At 42.2% G+C, this 25,852-nt stretch carries 19 protein-coding genes; 3 read left to right on the forward strand and 16 right to left on the reverse strand.

Going from position 1 to position 25,852, the window contains the following annotated elements; translation table 11 throughout:
* Window position 1 precedes the first annotated feature (1 nt).
* The 4 genes from hepT to cas3 all read right to left on the reverse strand — a co-directional run bounded on the left by hepT (window position 2) and on the right by cas3 (window position 3,624).
* Complete coding sequence (hepT, locus tag PN499_RS02530; protein ID WP_272030110.1) at window positions 2-436, reverse strand: type VII toxin-antitoxin system HepT family RNase toxin; 435 nt, start codon at window positions 434-436, stop codon at window positions 2-4.
* The gene (gene mntA, locus PN499_RS02535) at window positions 433-879 is read right to left on the reverse strand and encodes a type VII toxin-antitoxin system MntA family adenylyltransferase antitoxin (RefSeq protein WP_272030111.1); all 447 of its coding nucleotides are present in this window, start codon (window positions 877-879) and stop codon (window positions 433-435) included. Before mntA ends, hepT begins: the two co-directional genes overlap by 4 nt.
* A 1-nt stretch (window position 880) precedes the next feature.
* On the reverse strand, window positions 881-1,186 hold the full coding sequence (locus PN499_RS02540) for a hypothetical protein (protein ID WP_272030113.1): 306 nt from the start codon (window positions 1,184-1,186) through the stop codon (window positions 881-883).
* 260 nt (window positions 1,187-1,446) lie between these two features.
* The gene (gene cas3, locus PN499_RS02545) at window positions 1,447-3,624 is read right to left on the reverse strand and encodes a type I-D CRISPR-associated helicase Cas3' (RefSeq protein WP_272030114.1); all 2,178 of its coding nucleotides are present in this window, start codon (window positions 3,622-3,624) and stop codon (window positions 1,447-1,449) included.
* A 95-nt stretch (window positions 3,625-3,719) separates the two neighbouring features.
* Between cas3 and PN499_RS02550 the strand changes: the two genes are divergently transcribed.
* Complete coding sequence (locus PN499_RS02550; protein WP_272030115.1) at window positions 3,720-4,586, forward strand: WYL domain-containing protein; 867 nt, start codon at window positions 3,720-3,722, stop codon at window positions 4,584-4,586.
* Window positions 4,587-4,735: 149 nt separating this feature from the next.
* On the opposite strand, the gene aptA is transcribed toward PN499_RS02550, so the two are convergent.
* From aptA to PN499_RS02575, 5 genes are all read right to left on the reverse strand, one after another.
* The gene (gene aptA, locus PN499_RS02555) at window positions 4,736-6,040 is read right to left on the reverse strand and encodes an omega-aminotransferase AptA (protein ID WP_272030116.1); all 1,305 of its coding nucleotides are present in this window, start codon (window positions 6,038-6,040) and stop codon (window positions 4,736-4,738) included.
* A gap of 73 nt (window positions 6,041-6,113) precedes the next feature.
* The gene (locus PN499_RS02560) at window positions 6,114-7,967 is read right to left on the reverse strand and encodes a sensor histidine kinase (RefSeq protein WP_272030117.1); all 1,854 of its coding nucleotides are present in this window, start codon (window positions 7,965-7,967) and stop codon (window positions 6,114-6,116) included.
* 144 nt (window positions 7,968-8,111) lie between these two features.
* Window positions 8,112-8,273, reverse strand: coding sequence for a hypothetical protein (locus tag PN499_RS02565; protein ID WP_272030118.1), 162 nt, complete (start codon window positions 8,271-8,273; stop codon window positions 8,112-8,114).
* Between the two features lie 300 nt (window positions 8,274-8,573).
* Complete coding sequence (locus PN499_RS02570; RefSeq protein ID WP_272030119.1) at window positions 8,574-9,974, reverse strand: ABC transporter substrate-binding protein; 1,401 nt, start codon at window positions 9,972-9,974, stop codon at window positions 8,574-8,576.
* A gap of 293 nt (window positions 9,975-10,267) precedes the next feature.
* On the reverse strand, window positions 10,268-10,537 hold the full coding sequence (locus tag PN499_RS02575; protein WP_272030120.1) for a hypothetical protein: 270 nt from the start codon (window positions 10,535-10,537) through the stop codon (window positions 10,268-10,270).
* 254 nt (window positions 10,538-10,791) lie between these two features.
* Here PN499_RS02575 and PN499_RS02580 point away from each other — a divergent pair, with 254 nt between their 5' ends.
* Window positions 10,792-12,288, forward strand: coding sequence for an aminotransferase-like domain-containing protein (locus PN499_RS02580; protein ID WP_272030121.1), 1,497 nt, complete (start codon window positions 10,792-10,794; stop codon window positions 12,286-12,288).
* 23 nt (window positions 12,289-12,311) lie between these two features.
* Here the strand turns inward: PN499_RS02580 and PN499_RS02585 are convergent, their stop codons facing one another.
* From PN499_RS02585 to PN499_RS02595, 3 genes are all read right to left on the reverse strand, one after another.
* Window positions 12,312-13,787 (reverse strand): bifunctional orotidine-5'-phosphate decarboxylase/orotate phosphoribosyltransferase, encoded by a 1,476-nt coding sequence (locus PN499_RS02585; protein ID WP_272030122.1) that lies wholly within the window; start codon window positions 13,785-13,787, stop codon window positions 12,312-12,314.
* 342 nt (window positions 13,788-14,129) lie between these two features.
* Entirely contained in the window at window positions 14,130-15,380 is a 1,251-nt protein-coding gene (locus PN499_RS02590; RefSeq protein ID WP_272030123.1) for a WecB/TagA/CpsF family glycosyltransferase, read from the reverse strand.
* Window positions 15,381-15,722: 342 nt separating this feature from the next.
* On the reverse strand, window positions 15,723-15,848 hold the full coding sequence (locus PN499_RS02595) for a hypothetical protein (RefSeq protein ID WP_272030124.1): 126 nt from the start codon (window positions 15,846-15,848) through the stop codon (window positions 15,723-15,725).
* Between PN499_RS02595 and PN499_RS02600 the strand changes: the two genes are divergently transcribed.
* Window positions 15,847-16,068: a hypothetical protein gene (locus PN499_RS02600; RefSeq protein WP_272030125.1), complete on the forward strand. Its 222-nt coding sequence runs from the start codon at window positions 15,847-15,849 to the stop codon at window positions 16,066-16,068. The genes PN499_RS02595 and PN499_RS02600 overlap by 2 nt on opposite strands.
* A 51-nt stretch (window positions 16,069-16,119) precedes the next feature.
* Here PN499_RS02600 and PN499_RS02605 read toward each other — a convergent pair whose 3' ends face one another.
* The 4 genes from PN499_RS02605 to PN499_RS02620 form a co-directional block, all read right to left on the reverse strand.
* Complete coding sequence (locus PN499_RS02605; RefSeq protein WP_272030126.1) at window positions 16,120-19,734, reverse strand: WD40 domain-containing protein; 3,615 nt, start codon at window positions 19,732-19,734, stop codon at window positions 16,120-16,122.
* 282 nt (window positions 19,735-20,016) lie between these two features.
* Entirely contained in the window at window positions 20,017-21,366 is a 1,350-nt protein-coding gene (locus tag PN499_RS02610; protein ID WP_272030127.1) for an AAA-like domain-containing protein, read from the reverse strand.
* A 393-nt stretch (window positions 21,367-21,759) separates the two neighbouring features.
* Complete coding sequence (locus tag PN499_RS02615; protein ID WP_272030128.1) at window positions 21,760-22,146, reverse strand: response regulator; 387 nt, start codon at window positions 22,144-22,146, stop codon at window positions 21,760-21,762.
* Window positions 22,147-22,369: 223 nt separating this feature from the next.
* The coding region (locus tag PN499_RS02620; protein WP_272030130.1) for a response regulator at window positions 22,370-25,852 on the reverse strand (3,483 nt) is incomplete at its 5' end.

Consider the following 25,852-nt stretch of genomic DNA (forward strand, 5'->3'; position numbering starts at 1 on the left):
TTTATACCTCTAGCGAGTCTATGTAAGCGGTTACTTGTCTTTGATAGATTGGATAATACTGCAAAGCTTTTGGAATTGAACGATAAACCAATACTGGATTGATTTCATCGTATACATGAACTAGCCGATTTCGCAAACTGCCTGATTCTGCTAGAATTTCCGCTAATTCTGATGTAATAATTCCATGTTTAGCTATATCTATAAAGCCGTCAAAGTTTTTTGCAGGTTGTTCGACTTGCAACTGCTTTAAAAAGTATCTATTCAAGTCAAGTGCTACTTGAATAATCAGTTGCAAAAGCCGTTCCACGACTAACTGTTTATCGTAATCAGCTAGATACTCTTCTAGTGTTACTGATTCATAAGCTTTTAGGCGATCTAGATAGGTTGTCATAAAGTCTAGTTTGCCTAGTAATCTGATTGGCTCAATTTCAGTCATACTCCCCACCTTTGCAAATTTTCCTCAACTTTTTGCCGCAAACTTTTGCGGATTGCTTTGATTTCAATTTCACTTTTTAATGCTTTTTGGCAAAATCTTTCAAATTCTCCCGGCTCTTTTTCATAGATAAGCTTGCCATCTTTGGCGACAAAGTGAGTAATGATATGGGAACAATTATTGAGTTCTACAACATCTATTTGATCGCTATTCAGGTTGAAAACCTCACCAATAATCTGAGGTACTTCAAGCAACTTCCAAGTATTATTGGCAACGTGAATTTTACGCAATTCTTCATCAAATAGTGCGGCAAAATCCCAGTCACTTTTGGCATGGGTATCGCCTCTGGCGCGAGAGCCAAATAGAACTAACATTTTGAGGTAAGGAATTTTCTCAATGATTTGGGAAGAAATGAATCCTAAATCTTTCAGTGATTGACTTTTCATGTCAGTTTAGTTCCTTATTAGTACCGAAAACAGAGTATTCATTGCAAATAGCATCTCCATCTTGAGAAAAAGGATTTACTAGACACTCCAACTCAGAAATTTTGTCTGCTTGATCGCGGTTAATGCTTCTGAGATCAGTAATTTCAGCCTCAAGACACTGAATCTGATTTTGTTGATTGTAAATAATTGTTACAAACTGTTGACATTTTTGTAGAACAGATGTGTAGAGCCGAAATTGGCTCAGGTCTTCTGTTAGACCACAAAGCAAATGGCTGAGTTGGTCAGCGTCAAGATTCTGCTGGGACATGGGAAGTTCTCCTCTTGGATCGCAACACCTGCCATTATACAACTGCTAATTGAGTATGTCATAACGGTACGTTTTTTCGTTGTGACATACTCGATCTCTTCTGCTAAACTCACCGTAGGAGAGCAAAGCTTCTTGGCACTGCTCAAGTAAGTGTAAATACCTATCAGGGATTGAAACATGACCTACTCCATTGAGGTTGTTTGATGCTTTCCCAGCATTGACTTCTGTACAATGCAAAATCCCTATCAGGGCTTGACAATTTACGCAATCCATGATTCATCCCCCTTAATCTTAAGCCAGTGGGCCAGCGTGTCCACCAACAGGGCCGACTGCCCAAAGGCGATCGCATAAGGTGCGATCGCATCGTGGAAACTGTACCGATCGCAAATCGGATAAATCTGAAAGTGCATTGGTAGTCGCAGGCGCGATCGCACTGCCGCCACCGAATGCCGAAGCACATAGCATACCAATGGTTGCTTTTTCAGATGTTTGTTAATTTCCCCAACCCAGTAATTATCAGGTTGCCAAACTTCAATCCCCTTCAAAACTTGAACTTTCCAAGTAGAAGCGATCGCCTCCAATTTACCCCCATAATTAAATTTCCAATTCAACCTTTCCTCTCGATAATTACGCAATTTCATAAAAGCCAGAGAATGTTTAAACCTCCCTTTAGGAATTGGTTGCCCAAGGCGTTGAGATGTCTCAGTTAACAGTCGCATAAAAGCCGTTTCTGTCATCGCCTCAATTTCTAAATTACTCAAAATTCCCGGCAAATCATAGGTTTTAAATCTATCTACTTCGCTGGATTCTGTTAAATCATAAATCCCACATTGCAGAGGAATAGAACCTCGGAAACTCACGGCATTTTCAACAATTGGATTTCCTTTTTTTTCGCCTGATAACTCTTGCCACTCTTGACCCCATACTTTAATATTACCGGCTACTTTGCCTAAACTAGCCTTAAATACCTGTTGACAACTGACCCGAAAAGCTTCCTGACTACCTGCATATTGCTGCTTGATTGTTTTATGCCCTAATTCCCAACAAATTTGAACTGACTGCACCGCACCCCACCGCGAGTAATACCCTTCAAAATTGTTAATTTGCCGATAATTTTCGCGAATTTGAGTGTGAAATAAGGGACGGTCATAAATCCCATCGGTTTTTAACGGTGGAGAATCACCTAGAAACAACCTTTCTACTAAAAAATTAGGACTTAGTGCGTAAGCGGTGAAATTTTCAAAACTAATAAACTCACCATTTTTAGTATAGCCATCGTGCCGCCCTAACCTTCCCAATCGCTGAATAAAGTTACCCGCATCTGCGGATTCAAAGATTAGGAAGTTGATTTTAAAATCCACGCCCACATCAATTGTACTCGTTCCTATTACCAAATCACAGGAGAGCGATCGCTCTTTTTCTCCCTTCCCAGATAACCCCGTATTTTCCCCAACCTCCAAATCATGCGGCTGTAAAAAGTCCCTAAAAAATCGCGTCAGACGCTTGACTGCGGCAATCGAATTGAGGATAATTGCCCCTTTACTACCGGGATATTGTTGAAAGCAATCTAAAATTAAGTCGCTGTTTACTTTTAGCCAATTTTCCGAAGATTTAGAGGTGGATTCTAGCGAAATAAAATTTAGTGAAATTTCCCGCGATACCTCTCGCCATCCCCCAGATTTTAACTGTTTGCCTTCAGATAAATTATTAGGAAATTGATATTTACCTTCTTGAAGTGGATTAATTAACTTACACCGCAACCCCGCTGCTGATAATCGTTCAATTAGTTGGTTATCTGGAGTTGCTGATAGAAATAAAAACTTTTTCCGGCGATTGGTGTGGTGAATTAACAGGATTGTATTGATAATACTAGCAATTTGGGGAGCCTGGTTAACATGAAATTCATCAAAAATGGATAATTCAAAATCTTTGTCTATTCTTCCCCACAGCTTATCTGGACTATCATCAGGATTTAGATATGCGCCGCGATGTAGGTAGTGTAATATATCAGAGTTAGTTAGCAATATTTCTGATTGACCCGTGCTCGAAGCGATCGCCGCCGCCTTCCGCAATCCCTCATTTTCTGCATAAATCTCTAATTCTGCGCCGCTGAGTCGCACTACACGGGGTTGATGAGATGGCTGAAACTGTTCAATATATCCCTTAATTTGAGTCTCTTGATCTCGCGCTAATTCGTTAGTCGGATAGAGTGCGATCGCACAAAAATATGTCAGTAATGTTTCTAAAAAAGCCGCTAAACTTTTGCCTTCACCCGTCATCGCGGTATTGATAATTACATCAATATTCGGGTCACGTAGGGCTTTTAGTGTCTCAGCTTGATGCCAAGAAAGCCGCCAGTTATCGGGTAATTTCATTCCTTCAGGTGTTGGTACTGTCTGGGAGTACACGGGTTTGAGAGTGATTTTATAGTTGGACATATACTTAATTTGTGTCCGTAAAAATGTGATGGTTCCATATTTACACCGAAAATAGAGATAATCAAGCCTATACAACGAGAGAGTGTCCGTACAAAATGAGTCGCAAAGGTCAATCGATCACCCTGTCCGTATCGGAACGGGACAAAGCCGAGTTAGAAGCCTTGGCCCAAGAATTTGGGAAGACATGGGGCGATCGCCCGAATATATCCAAACTCGTAGAAGCGATCGCCCGTCGTCAACTGACGATCGCCCCTAATCACGACTGGCCGCAAACCCGCATCAAAGCGCTAGATATCGCCCGACAAGAACTGCTTGACTTGGGTAAAACCGATGAAGCGCGGGAAATTGCCCAATTATTAAGCGATCGCAGCGAACTAACTCTTCCCTTCCGGGCTGAAATCGAGAAATTTTTGATTAACCCCCTACCTGCTTGGCGGCAAAAAATCGACAATTTTATCCACAGGCAACAACCGTTTCGCCTCTCTTACCGAGATGCAACCGATCGCCTTTGGCATTACACCATCTTGCACGCTCGTATTGTCCCTGTAGAAAAGCGACAATATTTAATGTGTCACTGCGAAGAATCTGAAAGTAATAAAGACTTACCTGGACTTGAACACAACTGGACGCTAGTGCTCGATCGCATTGAAGATGCAGCCGTAATTTTCATCGATCGACCTTGGCTGCCAGATTTAGCGCGGATTCCCGTAGAATTTCATTTATCCGGCCGACTTGCCTTTAACTATCGGCGCAAACAAGAAGATCGAGAAGTCAGCGAACCAGAAGGCGATCCACCGATCAGACGAGTGATTCGGAACATCCCAAACACTTTCTGGTTTTTCCGAGAAATCTTGCCCTATGGCAAAGACTGCGAAATTGTCTCGCCCGAAAATGTGCGCGATCGCTTCCGAGAAGAACTTAAAGCCCTCTGCCAACAATACGGCCTAGAAATCCGCGATTAGCCCCAAACGCGATCGCACCCATCTCCAGAGGCGCAAAGGAGTACATAAATAGCCGGGAAATTAATCTCCCGGCTATTAAACTATTAGGGAAAATGCCAATCTTGAAAAAACTTAGCAATGACACAACCTTAAAATTCACGCATTAAAGATTAAGCCATTTCTCGCAAAACTCCCCCCAACATTTCTACAATTAGATCGATATGTTCCTTCTCAATAATCAATGGCGGCGACAGCGCAATGATATCACCCGCCATCCGAACCAATAGCCCTTTTTCAAAGCACTTGAGAAAACAATCAAAAGCGCGTTTACCCGGCTTACCCGCAATAGATTCCAACTCAATACCCGCCACCAATCCGAGATTGCGAACATCGATCGCATGAGGCACACCCTTCAAAGAATGCACCGCATCTTCCCAATAACTAGCCATACTAGCAGCACGTTCAAACAATCCCTCTTCCTGATAAATATCCAGCGTAGCTAAAGCCGCAGCACAAGCAACCGGATGACCAGAATAAGTATAACCATGAAACAACTCAATCGCATTCTCAGGTGCATCCATAAAAGCATCATAAATGCCTGGGCGAACAAATACTGCCCCCATTGGAATCGTCCCATTAGTAATCCCTTTAGCGGTGCAAACTAAATCAGGCTGCACTCCAAAATATTCAGTCGCAAAACTTGCACCCAAACGACCAAAACCCGTAATTACTTCATCAAAAATCAGCAAAATACCGTACTTATCGCAAATCGCCCGCAGCCTTTCTAAATAGCCTTTTGGTGGAATCAATACCCCCGTAGAACCCGCCACAGGTTCAACAATTACAGCCGCAATTGTAGACGCATCATGCAAAGTAACAATCCGCTCTAATTCATCAGCTAAATGCGCCCCCCATTCTGGTTGTCCGCGTGTAAAAGCATTTTTTTCTAAATTATGAGTGTGAGGTAAATGATCGACACCATTAAGTAAACTGCCAAAAAATTTGCGATTAGCAGAAATACCACCGACAGAAATACCGCCAAAACCTACACCGTGATAACCCCGTTCCCGGCCGATTAATCGCTGGCGAGTACCTTCACCTCTAACGCGGTGATAAGCAATCGCAATTTTTAAAGCAGTTTCCACTGATTCCGAACCCGAATTAGTAAAGAAAACACGATCGAATTTACCCGGCATCATCTTTACTAAACGTTCCGCAAGTTCAAAAGCCCCCGGATGTCCCATTTGGAAAGGAGGCGCATAATCTAGATGGGATACCTGCTTGGAAACTGCCTCTACAATCTTGTCGCGGGAATGACCAGCATTGACGCACCAAAGTCCCGCAGTACCGTCTAAAATTGCGCGGTTATCATCTGTAGTAAAGTGCATACCTTTCGCCGATACCAGCATCCGAGGATTGGCTTTAAATTGACGGTTTGCTGTAAAGGGCATCCAATAAGCTTCGAGATTATCCATTGTTACCTTGTACTTTTTAATGTGGTCTCGTAGAGATTAAATTTGTCTCTGCGATTCTAATTTTATCAAAAAATTAGTGATTTTGGCTAATGGGAATTTCAATCGTGAATTCAGTTCCTCGATTGGGTTCGGAGGAACACTCTAACATTCCTTTATGCTTTTCTACGACAATTTTGTAAGCTAGAGAAAGCCCTAAACCCGTGCCCTTACCGACAGGCTTAGTAGTGAAAAAAGGATCGAAAGCCCGGTTTTTAACTTCAGTAGGCATTCCACAGCCATTATCTCGAATTTTGATCGCAGCACGAGAAGTTTCCTTTAGTATTTGAGTACAAATACTAATATTCCAGGAGTTATCGCCTACCTTTTCAAACCCACCCTTTTTGATGCTCTCTTCCAGAGCATCAATCGCATTCGCCAAAATATTCATAAAGACTTGATTCAGATCCCCAGGATAGCATTCTATCTGTGGCAGGTCTCCATAATCTTTAATAATATTAATTTCCGAAGTTGCGGCCTGAGCTTTTAAACGATGCTGTAAAATCATTAATGCACTGTCAATTCCTTCGTGAATATCAACTCGCTTCATCTCGGATTCATCGTGACGGGAAAAGTTTCGCAAGCTCAAAACTATCTGGCGAATGCGTTCAGTACCTACCTTCATTGAAGATAGGATCTTGGGCAAATCTTCCACTATAAATTCCAGGTCAATATCTTCAAGCGAATTTTTAATTTCCGGTGTCGGATTGGGATAATTTTCCTGATAGAGGAGCATTAAATCTAGCAACTCTTGGGCATATTTACTAGCATAGGTAAGATTACCATGAATAAAGTTAACAGGATTATTTATTTCGTGAGCTACGCCAGCCACCATTTGCCCTAAACCAGACATTTTTTCTGTCTGAATTAGTTGAGATTGGGTTTGTTTTAGTTCTCCCAAAGTCTTCTCCATTTGCTCAGCTTTCTCCTCTAAAATCCGCAGTAAATATACTCCTACCACCAACATTACAGCCGCGCCTAAACCCACTATAATAATCCCCAGAGCGAGTTGATTAGCTGGTGCAAAAGCTTCATCCTGGTGCATCTCCGCTAACAAAGCTAAGTTTCGTTTATCAAGCCAACGATAAACACCAATTACTGGTATTCCATGATGGTTTAAGTAAAAAGCAGAACTATCTATACCGCTGGTAGCCTCATCAATCCCAAAACTCTTAACCTCTTCAGATAAGTCTGGTTTTCCAGAGGAACTTCCTGATATAAACGTATTTCTAGCAGCCAACTTACCTACTAAATAAGTTTGACCAGTGTCTCCTAAACCGGAACGCTCGCGAATAATTTTATCTATTCTTTCTAGACTTAAGTTAGTTGCTACTAACCCGATGACTTTACCTGTCGGAGCTAATAATGGAAGAGATAAGGTAGTCATTGGCTCCCCAGTTACTGACGAGGGATAAAAAGCTGGTGTTAACTCAGTATTTTCACCTAGTTGCGTAAAATTTGAGAAGTTTTCATAAGTTCCTTCGCGAGATTTGTTATTGGAAAGAATAATTTTACCGCCATTAGTAAGAATAAAAATCTCTGGTAAGTTTGGCTGAGTGCTAACTGCTTGCTCCAAATATTTACTCAAGGCGGCGTAGGCTGAGCGATACTCAGGTTCCGATGCTTTACGAGTCAATAAGTTCTTAATATTACCCGTGAACTCTGAGGACTGATTAATCAATAGAAAAGCTTGTCGTTGATCGTCAAACCACCGATCGAGTTCACCTTCTTTGAGAGTTGCAGAAATATTTAACTGATTGAATACAAGTCGCTCTAAGTCAGCTCTAGCCTTAGCCCAAGCGACGTACCCTACAACTCCTACTGTCACTAGAGACATGAATAAGAAAACGGTAGAAAGCTTGACTGTCAAGCTTTTCTGCCAAAATTTCATGCTTTTTTACTCCTAGTTTATAGAGTGAGGCGATCGCCTCCCGAAACTGTCTTTCAGAATACAATTGAGAGCTTGTCCTAAACATTCTCTTGCTGCACTCTAACATACGAAAGGTTGAATAGAGATAGAGGGTTACTACTACTTTTATTTTAGTACCAAAATTGTAATATCATTATAAACCTTAAAATTAGTAATCTTCTGATTAGCTTGAGCTATTTGCTCAGCTTTATGCTCTACAATCCGAAGTAAATATACTCCTACCACCCACATTACAGCCGCATATAACCCAACGATAATAATTCCCAAAGCCCGACTATCTATTCTTTATAAACTTAGTTAGTTGCGACTAACCCGATTATTTTACCTGTCGGACTGGTTAAATACAAGACGCTCTAACAGAACTTACGCAAATTATAGTACGGCCACTTTCGCGGTTCTTTGACGGCCGGGATGGCGGCGTTACGTAAGTAATACGTAAGTCCCGTCTAAGCCAGATCTAGCTTTGAAGTTTTATTTCAATTATTTTGTGAGATATTGACGCAGAAAGTGGATTTTCAGCCACCTTCTGCGTAAGTTCTGCACTTTCTCAAAAGTGGAAACTTGCCCCTATTTCCACTCAGAGAAAATCTGTTTAATTTTCGCGATCGCTTCATCAGCAGCTTGCTCCGGCGATAAACCATCTTTCAGGATGCGATTGAGGGTTTGCCCCCACACATTCTCCTGTTGCACTTTAACATAGGCAGGGTTCAGTGCAGGATAAAAAGGGCGGATCTGGCGCTCAGTAAATTGCTTAACTGCTACTGACAAATGCGGATCTTTAGGATCGTTCCAGAAAGGATCTTTTAGAAGTTTTGGCATGACAGGGAACCATCGCCCTGCGGAATTCTTAATATAAGCTCCTAAGTTCTCAGGCTGAATCAAGAAAGATAGAAATTCTTTAGCTACTTTCTGATGTTGAGATGATGCAAATATAACTACCTGCTTGACAGAAGCCATATATCGAGTCGGTTTCCCGTCTGGCTGATTGGGAAACTCCATTGTGCCGATTTTATTGTAGTAAAGGTCTGCATCTTGCTTCTGTGAAGTCGGAATTGACAAGCTGGGATTGGCTGTGATTAGAGCAGTTTTGTTCAAAAAGTTAACATTATTATCTGTATTTTGCCAACTCAGCGCATTTGGGGGTACGTATCCTTCCTTATAAAGGTTTGTACACCAATCTAATACTTTAATAATGCTTTGTCGGGTTGTGGGATCGTCTAGCAGAAGTTGACCATTTTCGTCTAATAATCTTACCTTGTATGCTTCCAAGAATTGCTCAAACATGAAGTAAGTATCTGAACCTCCTGGAGACATTGGCAAGCCAAAAGCATAAATATTTTGTTGCCCCTGTTGGCGCAATTTTTTCTGAGCTTGTTTCCAGAAGTTCCAGAAGCCATCCCAATCTTTAGGAACCTCTCGCTCGCTCAGACCTGCTTCCTTAAGCAGGTCACGCCAGTAAGAGATGTGAATTGTCTGCTGCTCAATCGGAACTGCATAGTAGCTGCGTTTTTTTGCCTTATTGTTATATAAATATACAGATTCTATGGCATTAGGAGTGTACAGGTTTTTGATGGGATCTATCACATCCGAAACATCTACTAGCTTGCCCTCCCAAGCCCATTTCGGACTCCAATTAATATCTGTTAAGTGCGCGAAGAAGATATCCGGAAGATTGTTACTACTTAGGGCTTTGTCTGTCTGTTGGATAATATTGGCATCAGTAATAAAACTCAACTTAACTTTGTTCTGGCTTTTCTTTTCCCACTCAGAAATGATTTGGCGGAATGCTGCATCTTCCTCTGGGTAGTAACCCTTATTCCACCAAATGTTTAAGGCATTATCAGCGGTGGGATTTCCTGTAGTTTGTGTTGGTGTGGATTCTGCTACTGGCTTGTATGTACGATTCAGACAGGCTACTAATACAAGGCTCAAAAAAAAGAGCAGGATAAATGTTCTTTTTTGTAACATAATTTTGCAATTAAGGGAGGGTGAGCTGATTTGGTATCTGGCGGATCTAGTATACTATAATCCACAAGCAAGACTGATGACTTGTGACTCCTTAACTTCTCAAGTGAAAATTGAGGTAAAAGTAGTTAATAAAACATTATATACTACCTTCAAAAATTTAAGTATATAAATCATCACTTAGGCAGAATAAATCTCCTAGCCCCCTTAAAAGGCTGCTTTGAATGTCCCCTCCTTTTTTAGAGGAGCAGGAGCAATCGATGTTTCAAACTTCAATTGCGAAAATCCTATAAATATTACCGTTTTTCCTCTGTTTTTATATGACTATTGCGTGCATCTACAATATTTTTGAGATGGTTGACAACAGTACGGTATCCCTCTGGTGGAAATAGCTTACCTATATCTTCCAGAATCTCCTCTTTTGTAGATGCTGCCAAAAGTGCTTCAAAAACTCTATTAGCCGCACTTCTAAGGCGGTTGCGAACTTCTTCATTAATTTCGCCTCGGGAAAGCCAGTTCTCAAGTTGTTCCTCATATTCATCCATTAGTTTTGGATACTTAGGCATAGTTATCACATCTATTTTGTACACCTAATATTATTGCGATATATTGAACAGAATAACTCGTTAGGGAGTAGGAAGGCGAGATCTCGTATCATAATTTTACAAATACAGCCTACAAAATAATAAATCTTAGCTAGTACAGTTAAAAATAAATTAAAGTGTTATACTCAAACAAGGTTAAACTGTACCAGCCAAAACGCTTCCCCATCCTATATAGTGCTAAATATCTCCCTATAGCCATTCTGAGGAAAGCCCCCGTGAGAATTCCTTTAGAGCGAAAATCCTCCAAAGCCGTTTATTTGCAAATACGCGATCGCATTTCGCGCCTGATCGAATCAGGAGCCTTGCAACCTGGAGAAAAACTCCCTTCAATTCGCTCTTTAGCCTTGAATGCAGGGGTCAACAAATTAACCGTAATTGAGGCTTATAGCGTCCTAGAAGCCGACGGGCTAATTCACGCCCGCCCCGGTGCCGGCTATTACGTCAGTAGCCCCGAAATTACCTGCCCTAAATCAGCTTCAAACTTTGCCCCGCCTCAAGATGTAATAGTTTCCGAGCGAGAAGGCGGTGGATTTTTTAATATTTATATGGGTGGTATTGAAGCGCGGCAACACTTAGGAACGATCGATTTTAGTAGCGGTTTCCCTCTAGAATCTGGTTCAGAAGATTTGCAGCGGATTGCTAGGCGAGCCGTCAAACAAATTGGCACGAGCCTATTTAATTACGATTTGCCCCAAGGACAATTAACGCTCCGACAACAAATCAGCCGGATGTTAGTACAGCGGGGATTAGAAGTAACACCAGATTATTTAATTGTTACTAACGGTTCTAAACAAGGGCTATCTTTAGCTATTCATCACTACGTGCAACCGGGAGATTGGGTAATAGTAGAAAGTCCTACCTATCACGGAATGCTTGCAGTTTTATCCCATAGAGGAGCCAGAGTAATTGGCATTCCGATGACAGCGGAAGGTATGAATTTAGAATTGTTGGAAAAATACCTCTATACTCACCATCCTAAGCTAATTTACACAGTTTCAACCTTACATAATCCCACGGGTGTCACCACCTCTCAATCCCACCGCCAGCAATTGCTACGGCTAGCAGAAATGTATAAGTGTCAAATTCTAGAAGATAACGCTTATGAAGGATTGAATTTTGACCCCGTACCCGCACCAATTAAGGCATTAGATAGACATGATTGCGTGACTTATATCGGCACTTTTTCTAAAACTCTAATGCCGGGGATTAGAGTGGGTTATATGGTAGTTACAGGTAAAAATTATCAGCCATTAGTTGAAGGTAAATTGCTTCATGACTTGCACGTTTCTACTATTTCTCAAGCAATTGTTAGCGAATATTTAGCATCTGGACATTACCGCCGACATTTGACTCATTTGCGAGGTCAACTACTCCAAAACCGGAATGCGATGCTAAGTGCTTTGGAGCGTTATTTTCCAAGGTCTGCTTCTTGGACTGTTCCCAATGGTGGTTTGTTTCTGTGGGTGCATTTGCCGTCAGGTTTGTCGATGCAGTCAATTTATCAGCAAGCTTTATCCCGAAAGATTCTTATCGGTGACGGGACACTATTTTTTCCTGGTCAACAAGGGTATGCTGCTTTACGTTTGAATTATTCTCGCAGTCCAGAAGAAATTGAGCGCGGGATTTCAGTATTAGGTGACATAATTAAAGATTGTTTAGACTCTCCGCAAAGGAAAGCTATCGCTAAAGAGTACACAGCCAACGAGATATAGAAACAAGCTGACCATCTATTTCCTCAGTGAACCTCCGTCAAAAGATTAAATTGCTCGCTATCAACGCGACCAGATTGATACAAAATTTCTGCAATTTCCAGCAGCGTTAAAACCGCGTGAGCCCGATATCCATTCTCCTGTAATCTATCTTTTACCCCCTGTCCATGATCGATAAATACCACAATATCTTCCACCTCCAAACCAGCAGACTTTAACTTAGCAGCACCTTCCATCGCACTCTTGCCAGAAATCAGAATATCATCGACTACCACAATCATTTCGCCAGCCTGAAAATGCCCCTCAATTAATCTTCCCGCACCGTAAGCTTTCACCTCCTTACGCGGGAAAATCATCGGCCGTTCCATTCGTAAAGCTAAACCAGTTGCTGTTGGCAAAGAACCATAAGGTATCCCTGCAATTCGATCGAATTTCAGGTCTTTTAGAATGTCCGCATAAGCACTAACAATTAAATGGAAAATTTGAGGAATGGAGATAATGGGTCGCAAATCAATATAATAGGGAAATATCGCTCCCGATGCTTGTACGTGGTCGCCAAAAACTATACAGCCGATGTCATAAAGTTGTAAGATTAAATCGCGGTGAGGTTCAGGTTGCAAAAAGCAGACATCTGGAAGCCACAACTCGCAAGTAGGACTGCCTTCTACTACCCGAAGTCGCTGTTCGTTAACAGCGTCCCGCAACTCCTTAATTGCCTTGCCATTATCCTCTTTCACTAATAAACTTGGTGGGACTGGTAATAGCAATCCTTCGCCATTTTTACTTAAACCAGCAGCAAGAATTTGGGTAAGATCGTCCTCTTCTGTAAGATCGTTTTCTTCTGCTATATCTCCGTGAATTAAAATTAACCGTTCGGGAGCAGCTTTGCGGATGCGAGCTAACATATCCGCCATTACTCCTACTTCTAACCCCAGTTGATCTAGAGTTCCCCAACTTTGAGCTGCTTGTACTAATTCTAAGTAAAGAGGATGCTCAGCCGTCGGATATTCTTGCAAAGTAGCGGCCGAAGGGTTAGCAGTTGCACAAAGTATAAAAACTGCTTTTCCAGGGTATACTAAAAAAGGAGTTACTTGGTCAACTCCGGCGTAAGGAGACAAAGTAACAGCATCTACTTGCCAGTCTTCAAAGGCAGTACGAGCAAAGGCGGTACTGGTGTTTAAATCCCCGTGTTTTGCATCTAAAATTACTGGAATATGAGCAGGAATACTTTTTAAAGTTTGTTGCAAAAGTTCCAAACCGGGAATGCCCAGAGCTTGATAAAATCCTAAGCTGAGTTTATAAGCGCAGACAAAATCTGCTGTTTTGGCGATGATAGACTGTAGGTCATTTTCCAAGTTAGCGACTAAGATTTGATCTCGATCGCTCGCAGGTGAACCAGTAGAGAAAATTTCGGGATCGGGGTCAAGTGCTACATAGAGTAAACTTTGATTGCGCTCGATCGCTGTCAACAATTTATCAAAGAAATTAAGTTGAATGTTCATTAGTAATGAGTATTTCCTAATTGTAATTCACTAAAGGCTGATAGTAATGACTTAAAGGCAGAAGGCAGGAGGCAGGAGGCAGAAGGAAAAGGCAATAATAGAAAGGGTTTGGGCGATCGAGAATGTCCTAACCGTTGTGGCGGTTGCTATGAGTTACAGGTAGTTTGCTGGGAACTACCGGACTACAGCTACCTAGTTTATAAAAAAATACTAATACATTATCCCTGCGGTTTTCGCTCAAGATAATGTATTAGTATCATAAAATGTAACATTTAGGAGAGGAATTGATGGCTGAAAGCATAATCAGCCATCAATTCCTCTCCGCTTCGCTCTATTTCAGCTTTAAACCACAGACAGGGATTTTGCAGGAGCAACATATTTCAGAAACCACTCTATAGTTTCCGCCTTCAGCCAGCCGTTGTGAACTGCCATCTCCCCGAAGCGCTTCCTTGTTTGGCGCTGCTCAATCAAAAGGGTAGTAATTTGATCGTCATCTAACAGTGCAGCAGATTTAAGATATTGACCCAAAGGTTTTTTCTCCTTTGTTTCCGCTAAATTTGGCAAATGGTCTGCGAAAAAATCAATAGTTTCAGGCTTGATCCAACCTCGCCGTGCTAGAATTTCCCCAAATCGCAGGCGGTAATTATCTTCTGCTTGTTCTTGCAGCACCGCTGCTACTTGCTCAGAGGAAATTAAGCCTGCCTCTTGCAAAATTTGACCGATTGGTTTTGAGGTGTTTTGCTTAGCTAATTGAGCTTCAGCAATTAGGCAAGCTTCGGTTACTTGAGTATTAGGTGAAGGAACATTTTCGGAATCGGGCTCTACAAACTCAGGAGAATTCACAAAAGGAGTTTTATAGATGTTTAACTTCTGTTGCAAAATCAGCCAGAAAAAAGGTAAACCTTCTAGTAAATATCTTTTCCAGAGGCGTTGAGGCTCCGATAGCAGCCGATGGAACCATTCCAAGCCAACTTCACTCATCCATTTTGGGGCGCGATTGCGGCAGCCAGCCTCAAAATCAATTGTGGCACCAATTCCCAAGAATACTTTAATATTCTTTAGTTGCTCTTTATATTGGTGAATCCAGATCTCTTGCTTGGGCGATCCCACTCCAATTGCTAAGACTGTAGCGCCCGATTGCTTGATTAAATCTATAATTTTGTGGCATTCTTCTACATTATTTTCAAAGCCAAAAGAGGGAGAATGAGAGGCGATTACTATATTCCGTCCTACTTTGGCATTGATTTCCAACATCGCTTTTTCTGCTACGCCCTCAGCCGCTCCCAACAGAAATATTGTTACATCTTTGTCATCTTTGTAATAATTATAAAAGGCTGGGAAAAAATCCGAACCCGATATTTTTTCTTGCAGAGGACTGCCTAAAAATTTTGAGGCGTACATCACGATTTTGCTGTCACACACCCGGTAATTAGCCCCTTGATAAGCTTGGAAAAATGCTCTATCTTTTTGCAGCTTCATCAAGTGGTCTACATTAGTGGTAAATACAACTCCTCCCTCACGCTTTAGCCGACGAAGTAACTCGGCTGCTGAGAAATTGTGGATGGATACATTAAGTACATTAATCATTTTCATTGCAGTACACCCCTATCTGGTTAAGTTAACCCACTTCTTTCGTGAAAATACTGATGGATGGCTTTGTGTTTGGATTTAATAGTTTTAAGTATATTGCTAGTTATGAGTATTTGTCTGCGGTAAATACGGTGATTGTGTGAAGTTTCGATGAAGTTGGAGGGAAAACACTGTAAAGTTTAGGTAAAGCTTCCGTAGACTGCGCTGTAGGCGGGCAAATCTCAAGATTGTACTTACGTATTGTTGCTGCCCGCAAACTAAGTAAAAATACTTATAAAGCGTGAATATCTACTCTAGTCTAGATTTGAGCCTCTCATAGCTCTTGGATATAATCCCAATATTTTCTCAATTACCCCCGCGATCGATATTGTCGCAAGCAAGTTGGTGATGGGCATCACTCAAGAGCATGAAAAAACTGTTGATAGTGAGATAATTTGAAGAATCAACATCACTCGTAAGGTAGATTGCCATGCTAGAAAATGCACTTGTCTGCTATTTAATTATTGCCCTGGCAGTTTTTAGCGTGTGGCTGGAAGCTTTTTGGAGCGATGCTACAACTGCCAAAACTGACTGCACATCTTGGGTGGTCTTAATGTTAGCTCCGCTTTTCTGGCCAATAGTGTTACCTATGTCCAACTTTGAGCTAGCAACAAAGCTGAGTTCAATAGTTCCCGACAGTAGTAATCCCTAAGTTTATGGATGCAGGGGATTTGCCAATTACCAGTGACCGATTACCAAATTTTTAATTGCAGGTGGTGTCTTGGAGGTTGTACCTGAGATAGTCGTGGATGCGATCGCAAGTTCGCCCTACCAGTTCTCCTACGCGATCGTTCATCTCGCTGTTAACAGCTAACGGAGTCATCTCTTCAACGCCCCACAGTTTCACCGTTCCATCCCAACTGCCCGATGCCAGCATTTTCCCGTCGGTACTCCAACTGAGGCCGTAGACGCGATCGCGATGGCCTGCGAGGGTTTTCAATAAGCGACCGTCCAAACTCCAAAGTTTTACAGTATTGTCAAAACTCGACGAGGCTAAAACTCTACCATTTGGGCTAAAACTGACTCTGGAAACTTTATTGCTGTGATCCTCTAAAGTTCTCAACAGACGACCGTCCAAAGTCCTTATTTTTACTGTATTGTCGTCAGAGGCTAAGGCAATAGTACGGCCATCGGGGCTGAATGTCACCCAATTGACCTCGCCGCCGCCTTCTGCGATCGTTCGCAGCAATTTCCCATTTTTGTTCCAGAGTTTGACTGTTCTATCAGCGCTAGCAGTAGCAATAACTTGACCGTCGGGACTGAAGCAAACGCTGTAAACCCAACCACTGTGACCTGCGATCGTCCGCAGCAATTTCCCATTTTTATTCCAAAGCTTCACCGTTTTGTCAGCACTAGCAGTGGCAATAGTTTGACCATCAGGACTAAAACTCGCGTCGAAGACTTCATCGTTGTGAGCTTTCCAACTGGCGATCGCCTCCCCCCCCAAACTCCAAAGTTTCACGGTTTTATCCTTACTCGCTGAAGCAATTGTAGAGCCATCTGGTGAGAAACTTACGCTATAAACCCATTCTTGATGGCCCTTCAGGAGGAAAGGAATAATTGAATCTCGTAAATAACTAAATTCTTCTTCCTTCTTCCTTCTTCCTTCTGCTTTCAAATTCCAAAGTTTTACCGTTTTGTCCCGGCTCGCCGACGCAACTATATTACCATTAGGATTGAAACTCACACCGTATACCAAATGCTCGCGATCCTTTGGAAATTTGACTTCTAAAGTTTTCAATAGCCAAATATCAGGTCTCCAGAGTTTCACCGTATTGTCAGCACTAGCAGTTGCAATAGTTTGACCATCAGGACTAAAACTCACGCCATAAATTATTGCTCTGTGACCTTTTAATGTTGTTAACAGGCTGCCGTCAAGGCTCCAAATTTTCACACTATTATCTTCACTGGCAGTTGCTAATGTCTGACCATTCGGGCTAAAATTCAAGCTTCTAATGCCGCGCTCGTGACCTTCCCATGTTCTTAAAAGCGTTCCATTAATGCTCCAAATTTTTACCAATTTGTCAGCGCCAACGGTAGCAATAATATCACCATTTGGGGAAAAACTTACACTTGTAACATCAGTATTTTGACCCTTGAGATTTTTGATAAAAGCAAATTTTTTACCCCCGTCGCCCTCAATGCTCCAAAGTTTCACGGTGTTGTCGAAACTAGCACTAGCAAGCATTTTACCGTCCCTACTCCAGCTCAAACTCGTAACGCCGCTGTTATGTCCTTTAAGGGTAATGGGGGGAGGTGGGGGAGGTGGGGAAGATGGGGGAGATTGGGAAGATCGAGAAGACGGTGTGAGATTCCAAAGTTTTATAGTATTGTCTTTACTTGCGGAAGCGAGAATAGTACCTTGAGGATTGAAACTGACACTGAAAACACTTTCAGTATGCCCGGAAAAAGTTTCAAGTAATTTGCCTTCAATACTCCAAAGTTTCACGGTTTTATCTTTGCTGCTAGTCGCGATTTTCTGACCATCGGGACTAAAACTCACCGCATAAATGCGATCGCTGTGTCCTTCTAGATTTTTAATTAACTCACCGCGATTGCTCCAAAGTTTCACAATTTTATCATCACCAACAGTAGCAATTGTTTTTCCATCGGGACTAAAACTCACATCCCAAACCCAACCTTTATGCCCTTCTAATCTATTGTACTCTTGGACTTCCGAGAGCGGCCCCTGTAAATTGCGAATCACTTCTTTTTGCAGGGGATTAAATGCTCCTAATAACTGCAATTTTTTAGCCGCCCGCAGACTATTTACTAAAGCATCAAGCTGGTTTCCTGAAACTCGCAGAGCTTGAGATGTGGAATTTAGCGCTTTGATTTCCGCAATTTCTGCTTGTCTTTTTTGAGAACCTGCATTAAATGCTTCTTTTGTTTGATAAGCAGCTCCCCATGCGGCCATTATTGCTGCGATTGAAATTAGCCCAAGTCCCAAAAGAGCTTTCTGGATTGTGCGCTTAGCTTTCTGTTGCGCTTCTATCAATGTCTGATTAGCAATAGCTAATATTTCAGATGCCTGCTTTTCAGCTTCTAAGGCAATTATTACCTCTCGTTTTTCGGATTCCAAACTAGCGGCTAAAAATTGATAATCTAGATCGTTTAAGCTTTTATCTGCGGCCCAGATTTGAGCATCTCGTAGTGCTTGACCCCGCAATAGTCGCGAGTCATCTAGGCGACTGGAATTAACCCAAGTTGTAATTGCTTCAGAATAGGGCCGTAGAGAAGCTAAGGCTCGATCTACCCACTTTTGATTAAATATTTCTTGATAGATACGGTTGTAAATTGTCAGCTTTCCATCTTGTTTGACGACTAAACCAGATAGTAGCATTTCTGTTTGTTCAGGACTACCATCGGCGGTAACTTGACCCTGTAAAATTTGTTGGTAAAGTCCCAGAAGTCTGCCAGAATTCTGTTCGCTTCTGAGGATGCGATCGCGAATTGTCTTTAAATGCTCTGGTTCATCGCGATATTCCCAATTTTCGATAACATAATCGCGGACAATTTGCTCTACATTCGGCGTTCTACTATCAGCATTTTTAGCAATTATTTGGCATAATTTCTGAGTTAAAAACGGTTGTCCTCCCGTCCAATTTAGAATCTCTTGTAAAACACTTTCAGGATTGTCTGCAACTTCTGCTAATCCCTCTGTTAAAGATAGCTTTGCTTCTTCAAAAGTAAAACCAGTTAGCTCAATACCTTGACCGATATTAAACTGCGTCCGCTGTTTATCAGTAATCAAATCTTGGGGCGTACCTACTCCCAAAAGGCAAAAAGTGAGGCGATTATATTCGGTATTGTTGGCGCGTTTGTTGTAGCAAGCACGGAGAAAAGCAAAAAAATCATCTTTGAAATTGAGCGATATAATACTATCTATTTCATCTATAAAAATTACAATATTTTGCGGTAACTCCCGCAGCAAAACCGACTCAATAAATTCGCTAAATTTGTCTAAAGGTGACAATAAGTTATGTTGTTTCCACCAATCTATACAGTTAATTTTGTTGGATAAATCAAACTCCTTAACTAATCTTCTGACAATGCCTAAATACCATTTTTCTGGCGTTACATCTAGACTGCCAATTTCTGTAAGATCGATAGCAGCACAGCTAATTCCTTCTGCATTTAACCTTTGGAAAGTTCGCACCCACAAACTAGATTTTCCCATCTGTCGCGAATTCAATACATAACAAAATTCTCCTTTTTTCAAACCATTATAAAGCCGATTATCTGCTTCTCTGACTACATAAGTAGGGTGTCGATCTTCTAAACTTCCCCCAACTTGATAGGATTTTTCAATTAACATAGTAATTTATATTTGTTGACAACTTAGGTTACGCCGCTTTGGGGGGTATCTTATGCCAAATCGGGGTTAGTAATCCCCTTTATTAGTAATAATCCGTCATTGCGAGTTGCGAGGAACGAAGCAAACAGAAGCAATCGCAGAGACTAGGCGATTGCTTCGCTTCGCTCGCAATGACAATAAAGGGGGGTAGTAAACCCGGATTTGGTATTACCGCCCAGAGGGGGGCGTTACGGATGAAGGTCTTAATCATAGTAGTTTATTTGTATTTACCTACTTAAATTATTAAGCTCGATCGCGAAATTTATTTTGAAAATACTGCCGATATAACTGACAACTGGGTATCACCCCATTTTGCTGCTGTTTGACTAATCCAATACTCAGCAATTTAAATTGTAGCATTGATTCTAACTGCACGCTACCGTTAGTATTAACTACCTGTTTGAAAGCTGTTGCCAGTTGAGGGTATTCTTGAATAGTACCCCAGTGTCCCTGCAAATGTTCGCGGTAAATTCCGAGATCGGTAGGAGCATTTTCTAGCAATTGTTCTAGGGTCAAATTCTGGCGACGCAGGTGATAAATTGCCAATTGTACTAGATAAGGATGCCCTCCTACCATTGCCATTAAATCCGCAAGATATGCTTCTCCTGTATTAGTCTCCCAATTTAGGCCATAACGCTCCGCTAAATCTTGTACTTGTTTGGGAGTAAATTCGGGTAATTCTATGGGCAAACCAACATTAAATGGGGATTGATTCACCTTCAGAGGGATATAAACATCTGTGGAATGTACGATTACTAGCCGCAGTTTTTTCCAGATAGAATCTTTTAATTTTGCATACTCGTGCAATACTCGCAATAAGCCAAAAAAATCTTGAGCAATTTCGGGATGAGGGAAAATGCGATCGACTTCATCTAATCCTAATACTACTGGTGTATCTATTTCAGAAAGTAGATAATCCTCGAAGTAATTTGTGCAGTTAGTATTGCTAGTGAACAGTTCTTCATCCCAATAATCAGCTAATTTATTCGGTAATTGTAACTCTCGGCTCGCGCACTTGCAAAACCAGCGGAGAAATTGATCTAGGCTTTTTAATACTCCTCTATCTGCTAGCAACAGGTTTAAATTTACTGTTTTGTATCCAGCTTGAATGGCACTATTTAAAATTCTATTGAGTAGTGAAGTTTTGCCCATTTGCCGGGAGGCTTTGATGCGGATTAAGGCTCCTGGTTGTAAAATTGCTTGACAACAATCTAATTCAATGGGCGGACGTTCTAGGTAAAAGGTTGAATCCAATTCTACTGGCCCTTCTGGAAATTCTAGTGAAAGGTCAGGTGGTAATTTTGTCGGTGTTAAGGTAACAGATTTTCGTTCTAGTGCTGTCCGAAAATTACTTTTACTTACCTCTTCTCCCAAGGCTTCGGAAAGTAATTTCCAGAATTTGTGACCGACTGTTCGCTGGAGATAATTAACAGTATATTCTGTATTGGCTGCCATTTCTTCGTAGGTTTGATGCAGCCACGCCCCGTGAAATATAGTAGTTTCGACATCAGTTAGATATCTGCCAGCATTGGTGAAAACTGCTTGATTTGCGATGGCGAGGGCTTGTTCAAAATTTAGAGTGTTTGTTTGCATAAAGCCTACAATTTTCAGGCTGGATATTTAAGTACAATTAGTCCTATTCCAGATTATTCTAAGTTAGCAAGTGGCTCCCGCCAATCCTCTTAAAAAGGCATAGCTATGAGATGGGCTAAAATCTTTAGCTTGCTTAAGTGCTTCCATCAGGTTAGCTGCCATTGTCATGTTTCCAGAGGGATCGCAGAATATCTATATTTTACTATAGAGAATGAATCAAATGAAGGTTGTTATTTAGTGTTGCGATCGCATCGCCTCGAACGTGAGGGTTCTAGTCAGAAACGCTAGGGGCTACGTTAGAGTTCGGCTGAGTGGACGTTGAGACTACGACTGTAACCTTCGACGGGCTCAGGGCTCAGTCGAACGCTTGTCAAACTGGTCAAAGAAGCAAATTTATTGGTCTAATTTCCAGCCCAATGCAGCGGCGACTTGACCGGCGAGTTGCAGGGGATTAAAGGGTTTAGCGATCGCATCACTCAGACCCATTTGAGTATAGCGGCGACGGTCAGAGGATTGGATCTTTGCCGTCAATAGAATTACTGGAATGCCTTTAGTGGCTGAATTTTCCTGAAGCTTGTTAAAAGTCGCAAGCCCATCCATATCGGGCATCATCACATCTAGCAAAATGGCATCAGGTTGTTCGGTTCCGGCTTTACTCAAGCACTCTTGACCAGAACTAGCAGTAAGCACTTCCCAACCGGCTACGGTTTCTAGGCAAACCTTAGCAACTTCTTGAATGTATTCCTCATTATCAACTATGAGAATGCGTTTTATTGTCATATTTACCCCCCTGTCAACAATTTCTTTCACTAGGGGTTAATATCACTCTATCATCTTTTAAATCTCAAAAGAAAGGTCTATTAGAAAATAAGCTCTCATCTCGCCAGAGACTAATAAGTAGAAGGTAGAAGGTAGAAGGTAGAAGGTAGAGTGTTTATACAGTCAGCTTTTTAGCCATCCCGATCTTATGTTTAATTAGGTGGATTTACTTATCACCTGCCAATCACCCTATTTTCTCCTGCTCGCAGTCGCGAATCGGAATCGTGAAATAGAATGTACTACCCTCACCTAAAACGCTTTCCACCCAAATATGACCGTCGTGCTGTTGCACAATACTGCGACAAATAGCTAAACCCAAACCTGTGCCTTCATGATTTCGAGAATCTGATGAATCTACTTGTTGGAAGCGCTCAAAAATACTTTCGAGTTTTTCAGGGGGAATGCCACGCCCTTCATCCTTAACTATGAACAATAGATGGCGATCTTGCTGTTGAACTGTGAGCCAAACTGTCTTGCCAGTATGTGAAAATTTAATTGCGTTGCTGAGCAGATTAATTAAGGTCTGGACAATGCGATCTGGATCTGCCCAAAGCGAAGTAGAGAGAATAGAAACCGAGAGATTTACCTCAACTTTATTAGCTAAAGCTTGTACTACATTCACTGCTTCTGTAATCAGATCCTCAAGATTGCAGCATTGCTTTTCCATCTTTACTCTGCCCGACTCAATGCGTTCGATATCTAGAATGTCATTGATCAGACGCACTAGGCGATCGGTGCTATCTACGGCAATATATAACATTCGTTTACCTTCCTCTGAGTCCGCTTTGAGCAAACCGCTGGCAAGCATCCCTAGCGAACCATGAATTGAAGTTAGGGGCGTGCGGAGTTCATGACTAACAATGGAGATAAACTCATCTTTCATGCGCTCGATTTGCTTGCGGTCAGTGATATCCTGCAAAAATACAGTAAATGCTACTTCTTTGTCCAAATTCAATTTAGAAATAGAGGCTTCTGCTGGAAATTCAGTACCATCTTTGCGGCGACCAGAAATTTCCCGCCGTTCCCCCATCCGCCGAGATCTAATAGGAGATTGGCCAAAGTCGGCCACATATTGCTGATGGACTTGAACAAAGCGCAAGGGCAACAAAACATCGAGAGGTTGTCCAATCGCTTCCTCTGCTGAATAGCCAAATATCTTCTCTGCTCCCTGGTTAAACAGAGTAATGCGCTGATGGCGATCGAGAGAGATAATGGCATCTTCTGCAATATCTAGAATGCCTGCAAACCGCGCTTGGGAAATTTGGAGGGCTTCTTGGATGCGTTTATGTTCTTCAAGTTCTGATTGCAGACAGTTGTTAACTTCCAGTAATTCAGTTGTGCGCTCTGTAACTCTTTGCTCTAGATTATTCTTTTCATTTTGTAGCGCTTCCTCAGCTTGTTTGCAAGCAGTAATATCCCTAACAGTTCCTAGAATTCTGACAGGTTCACCCGTTTCGTTATAAAAAATTTTTCCTTTACTCTCAATCCAATGAATGCTGCCATTAGGCCAAACGATCCGATAATTTTGGCTATAGTCTGTTTGTTGTTGGCGGGCAAGATTTAGCTCCGCAATTAAACTCTCACAGTCTTCCGGGTGAAGGTAAGTATAGAACATTTTATCCGTACCATCAAATGTACCAGGAGTCAGACCAAACAATCGTTCGTGTTCTTCAGACCAGGTAATTTGATTGGTCAGTAAGTTCCAGTCCCAAGTCCCCATTTGACCTGCTTCTAAGGCTAGTTGGAGCCGTAGTTCGCTCCTGGTCAATCCTGCTTTTGCCTGTTGGCGATCGCCTATCTCGCGTTTGACAGCTCGGATTCGTTCTAGTCGATTAATGATGCGGGTGACAAGTTCTGGCCCGACAATTGGTTTACTGACAAAATCATCTGCACCTACTGAAAAAACTTGGTTGATGCTCTCAGCATCGTTGTGAGCTGTGAGAAATAGAATCGGTAAGCTGCTCCAGCGCGAGTCGTTACGTACAATTTGACAGAGTTCAATCCCACTAATCTGTGGCATTTCGATATCTAGAATCAGCAAATCGGGTGAAGTTGTTTCTAACAACTCCCAAAATTGTCTGGGATCGGCAAGGGCGATGATTTTGAGTCCCCAGGGTTCGAGTAGCGATCGCACAATTGCCAGCATTTTTGGATCGTCATCGACCACCATTACCCTCGCTTTTTCCCGATCTACTTGATGCAATACTTGGTTAATTGCATCCAATATCTGTGAGGGGGGAACCGATTTTGGTAAGAATGTGTGTCCCCCCAGACGAGCAACCTCTAAGCGTGCCGTTAAATCATCGCGTTCAGTAAAGATGATGGCGGGAATGGGGGGAGCGTGTTTTTTTAATTCAGCTAATAAGGTCAGACTTTCTGCGGCTGTAGAAGAAATCGCAGGCTCTAAGAGCACTAAGTCTGGTGATTTTAGGCAGATTTTATTTCTGGCTATAGTCATGTTGGTAGCAACTTCGACATCGAATCCCCAGGTTGTAGCTTCAGCAATTAGTTTTTTAGCTAGGGAGCGATCGCGATCGACAATTAACAGTAAAGGACGCTCATCTGCGGTTGTAACCTCTGTAGCAGAGGAAGTAGGATCTGGCTCTGCTGGTGTAACCGATAATTCGGAAATACTATGCGATCGCTCAATTTCCTCCCGCAGCAGTCTCACGCATTCTCGTAATTGTGTCGCTCGATCCTGGCTCAATGGCTGCTCAACTTTTAAGGTGCGTTCGATCCGTCGGGCCAATTCCGAACCCGCCGATAAACCAAATGTCCCCAACGAGCCCGCCAGCGTATGAGCTTCCTGTTTTGCCAGTTGTTGTAACTCCCGATCCAATTCCTGATGCCACAAGGCGTTAACGGCTCGTTCTAGGACTCCAACTTGTTCGCTTACCCGTTGCTGGAATTGAGACCAAACTTTGCTGACCATCGCCAGCGTTTGGTTCTGAGTCCGTTCGCTAACACTAGAATCTGAACTCTGAATATCTCTCTCCTCCGTTTCCTCATCTTTGCGTCTCCCCTTCCCCTCTCTCCTTTCCTTCGGCTTGAGGCGATAGCCGATCCCATAGACGGTTTCGATCATATCTGTTGGGGCACCAGCCGCTTTTAACTTTTGCCGCAGTCCTTTGATGTGGGTTCTAACGGCTTCGTCGCTGGGAACATCTTCAAACGACCACAGGTTTTCTAAGATTGCTCCACAGCTAAATACGCGGCGGCTATTTCGCAAAAACAGCTCTAGCAGGGCATATTCTTTGGCGGTTAGGGATAAAGGTTGAGTTTTATATGTAACTTCACAGCTTATGGGATCGAACACCAAGTCGCCCCACTCCAGTACAGATTGACTCGTTAACTGATTCCGGCGCAGTAATGCTCGAATCCGAGCAGCTAATTCTTCCGGTTCAAAGGGCTTGACGACATAATCATCCGCCCCTGCATCTAAGCCCAGGGCTTTGTCATGGCTGGTATTTCGAGCTGTGAGCAGGAGAATTGGCATTTGATGGCCTTGCGATCGCAACCTTTGGCACAGCGTAATCCCATCTAGTTTGGGTAGTGTGACATCCAGCAGAATCAGGTCATAGGCAAAGGCTTCTGTTAATTCCCACCCCTCTTGTCCATCGGAAGCTGTTTCGACTGTGTAGTTTTGGCTAGCAAGGGTCGCCACCAA

Source organism: Kamptonema animale CS-326, from assembly GCF_028330895.1.
GTDB lineage: Bacteria > Cyanobacteriota > Cyanobacteriia > Cyanobacteriales > Microcoleaceae > Kamptonema > Kamptonema formosum.

Coding starts and splice junctions, on each gene's coding strand:
- hepT (WP_272030110.1), bottom strand. CDS start 436: ATGACTGAAATTGAGCCAATCAGATTACTAGGCAAACTAGACTTTATG.
- cas3 (WP_272030114.1), bottom strand. CDS start 3,624: ATGTCCAACTATAAAATCACTCTCAAACCCGTGTACTCCCAGACAGTA.
- PN499_RS02585 (WP_272030122.1), bottom strand. CDS start 13,787: ATGAACATTCAACTTAATTTCTTTGATAAATTGTTGACAGCGATCGAG.
- PN499_RS02600 (WP_272030125.1), top strand. CDS start 15,847: ATGCTAGAAAATGCACTTGTCTGCTATTTAATTATTGCCCTGGCAGTT.
- PN499_RS02610 (WP_272030127.1), bottom strand. CDS start 21,366: ATGCAAACAAACACTCTAAATTTTGAACAAGCCCTCGCCATCGCAAAT.
- PN499_RS02595 (WP_272030124.1), bottom strand. CDS start 15,848: ATGGCAATCTACCTTACGAGTGATGTTGATTCTTCAAATTATCTCACT.
- PN499_RS02560 (WP_272030117.1), bottom strand. CDS start 7,967: ATGAAATTTTGGCAGAAAAGCTTGACAGTCAAGCTTTCTACCGTTTTC.
- PN499_RS02615 (WP_272030128.1), bottom strand. CDS start 22,146: ATGACAATAAAACGCATTCTCATAGTTGATAATGAGGAATACATTCAA.
- PN499_RS02575 (WP_272030120.1), bottom strand. CDS start 10,537: ATGCCTAAGTATCCAAAACTAATGGATGAATATGAGGAACAACTTGAG.
- PN499_RS02570 (WP_272030119.1), bottom strand. CDS start 9,974: ATGTTACAAAAAAGAACATTTATCCTGCTCTTTTTTTTGAGCCTTGTA.
- aptA (WP_272030116.1), bottom strand. CDS start 6,040: ATGGATAATCTCGAAGCTTATTGGATGCCCTTTACAGCAAACCGTCAA.
- PN499_RS02550 (WP_272030115.1), top strand. CDS start 3,720: ATGAGTCGCAAAGGTCAATCGATCACCCTGTCCGTATCGGAACGGGAC.
- PN499_RS02540 (WP_272030113.1), bottom strand. CDS start 1,186: ATGTCCCAGCAGAATCTTGACGCTGACCAACTCAGCCATTTGCTTTGT.
- PN499_RS02590 (WP_272030123.1), bottom strand. CDS start 15,380: ATGAAAATGATTAATGTACTTAATGTATCCATCCACAATTTCTCAGCA.
- mntA (WP_272030111.1), bottom strand. CDS start 879: ATGAAAAGTCAATCACTGAAAGATTTAGGATTCATTTCTTCCCAAATC.
- PN499_RS02605 (WP_272030126.1), bottom strand. CDS start 19,734: ATGTTAATTGAAAAATCCTATCAAGTTGGGGGAAGTTTAGAAGATCGA.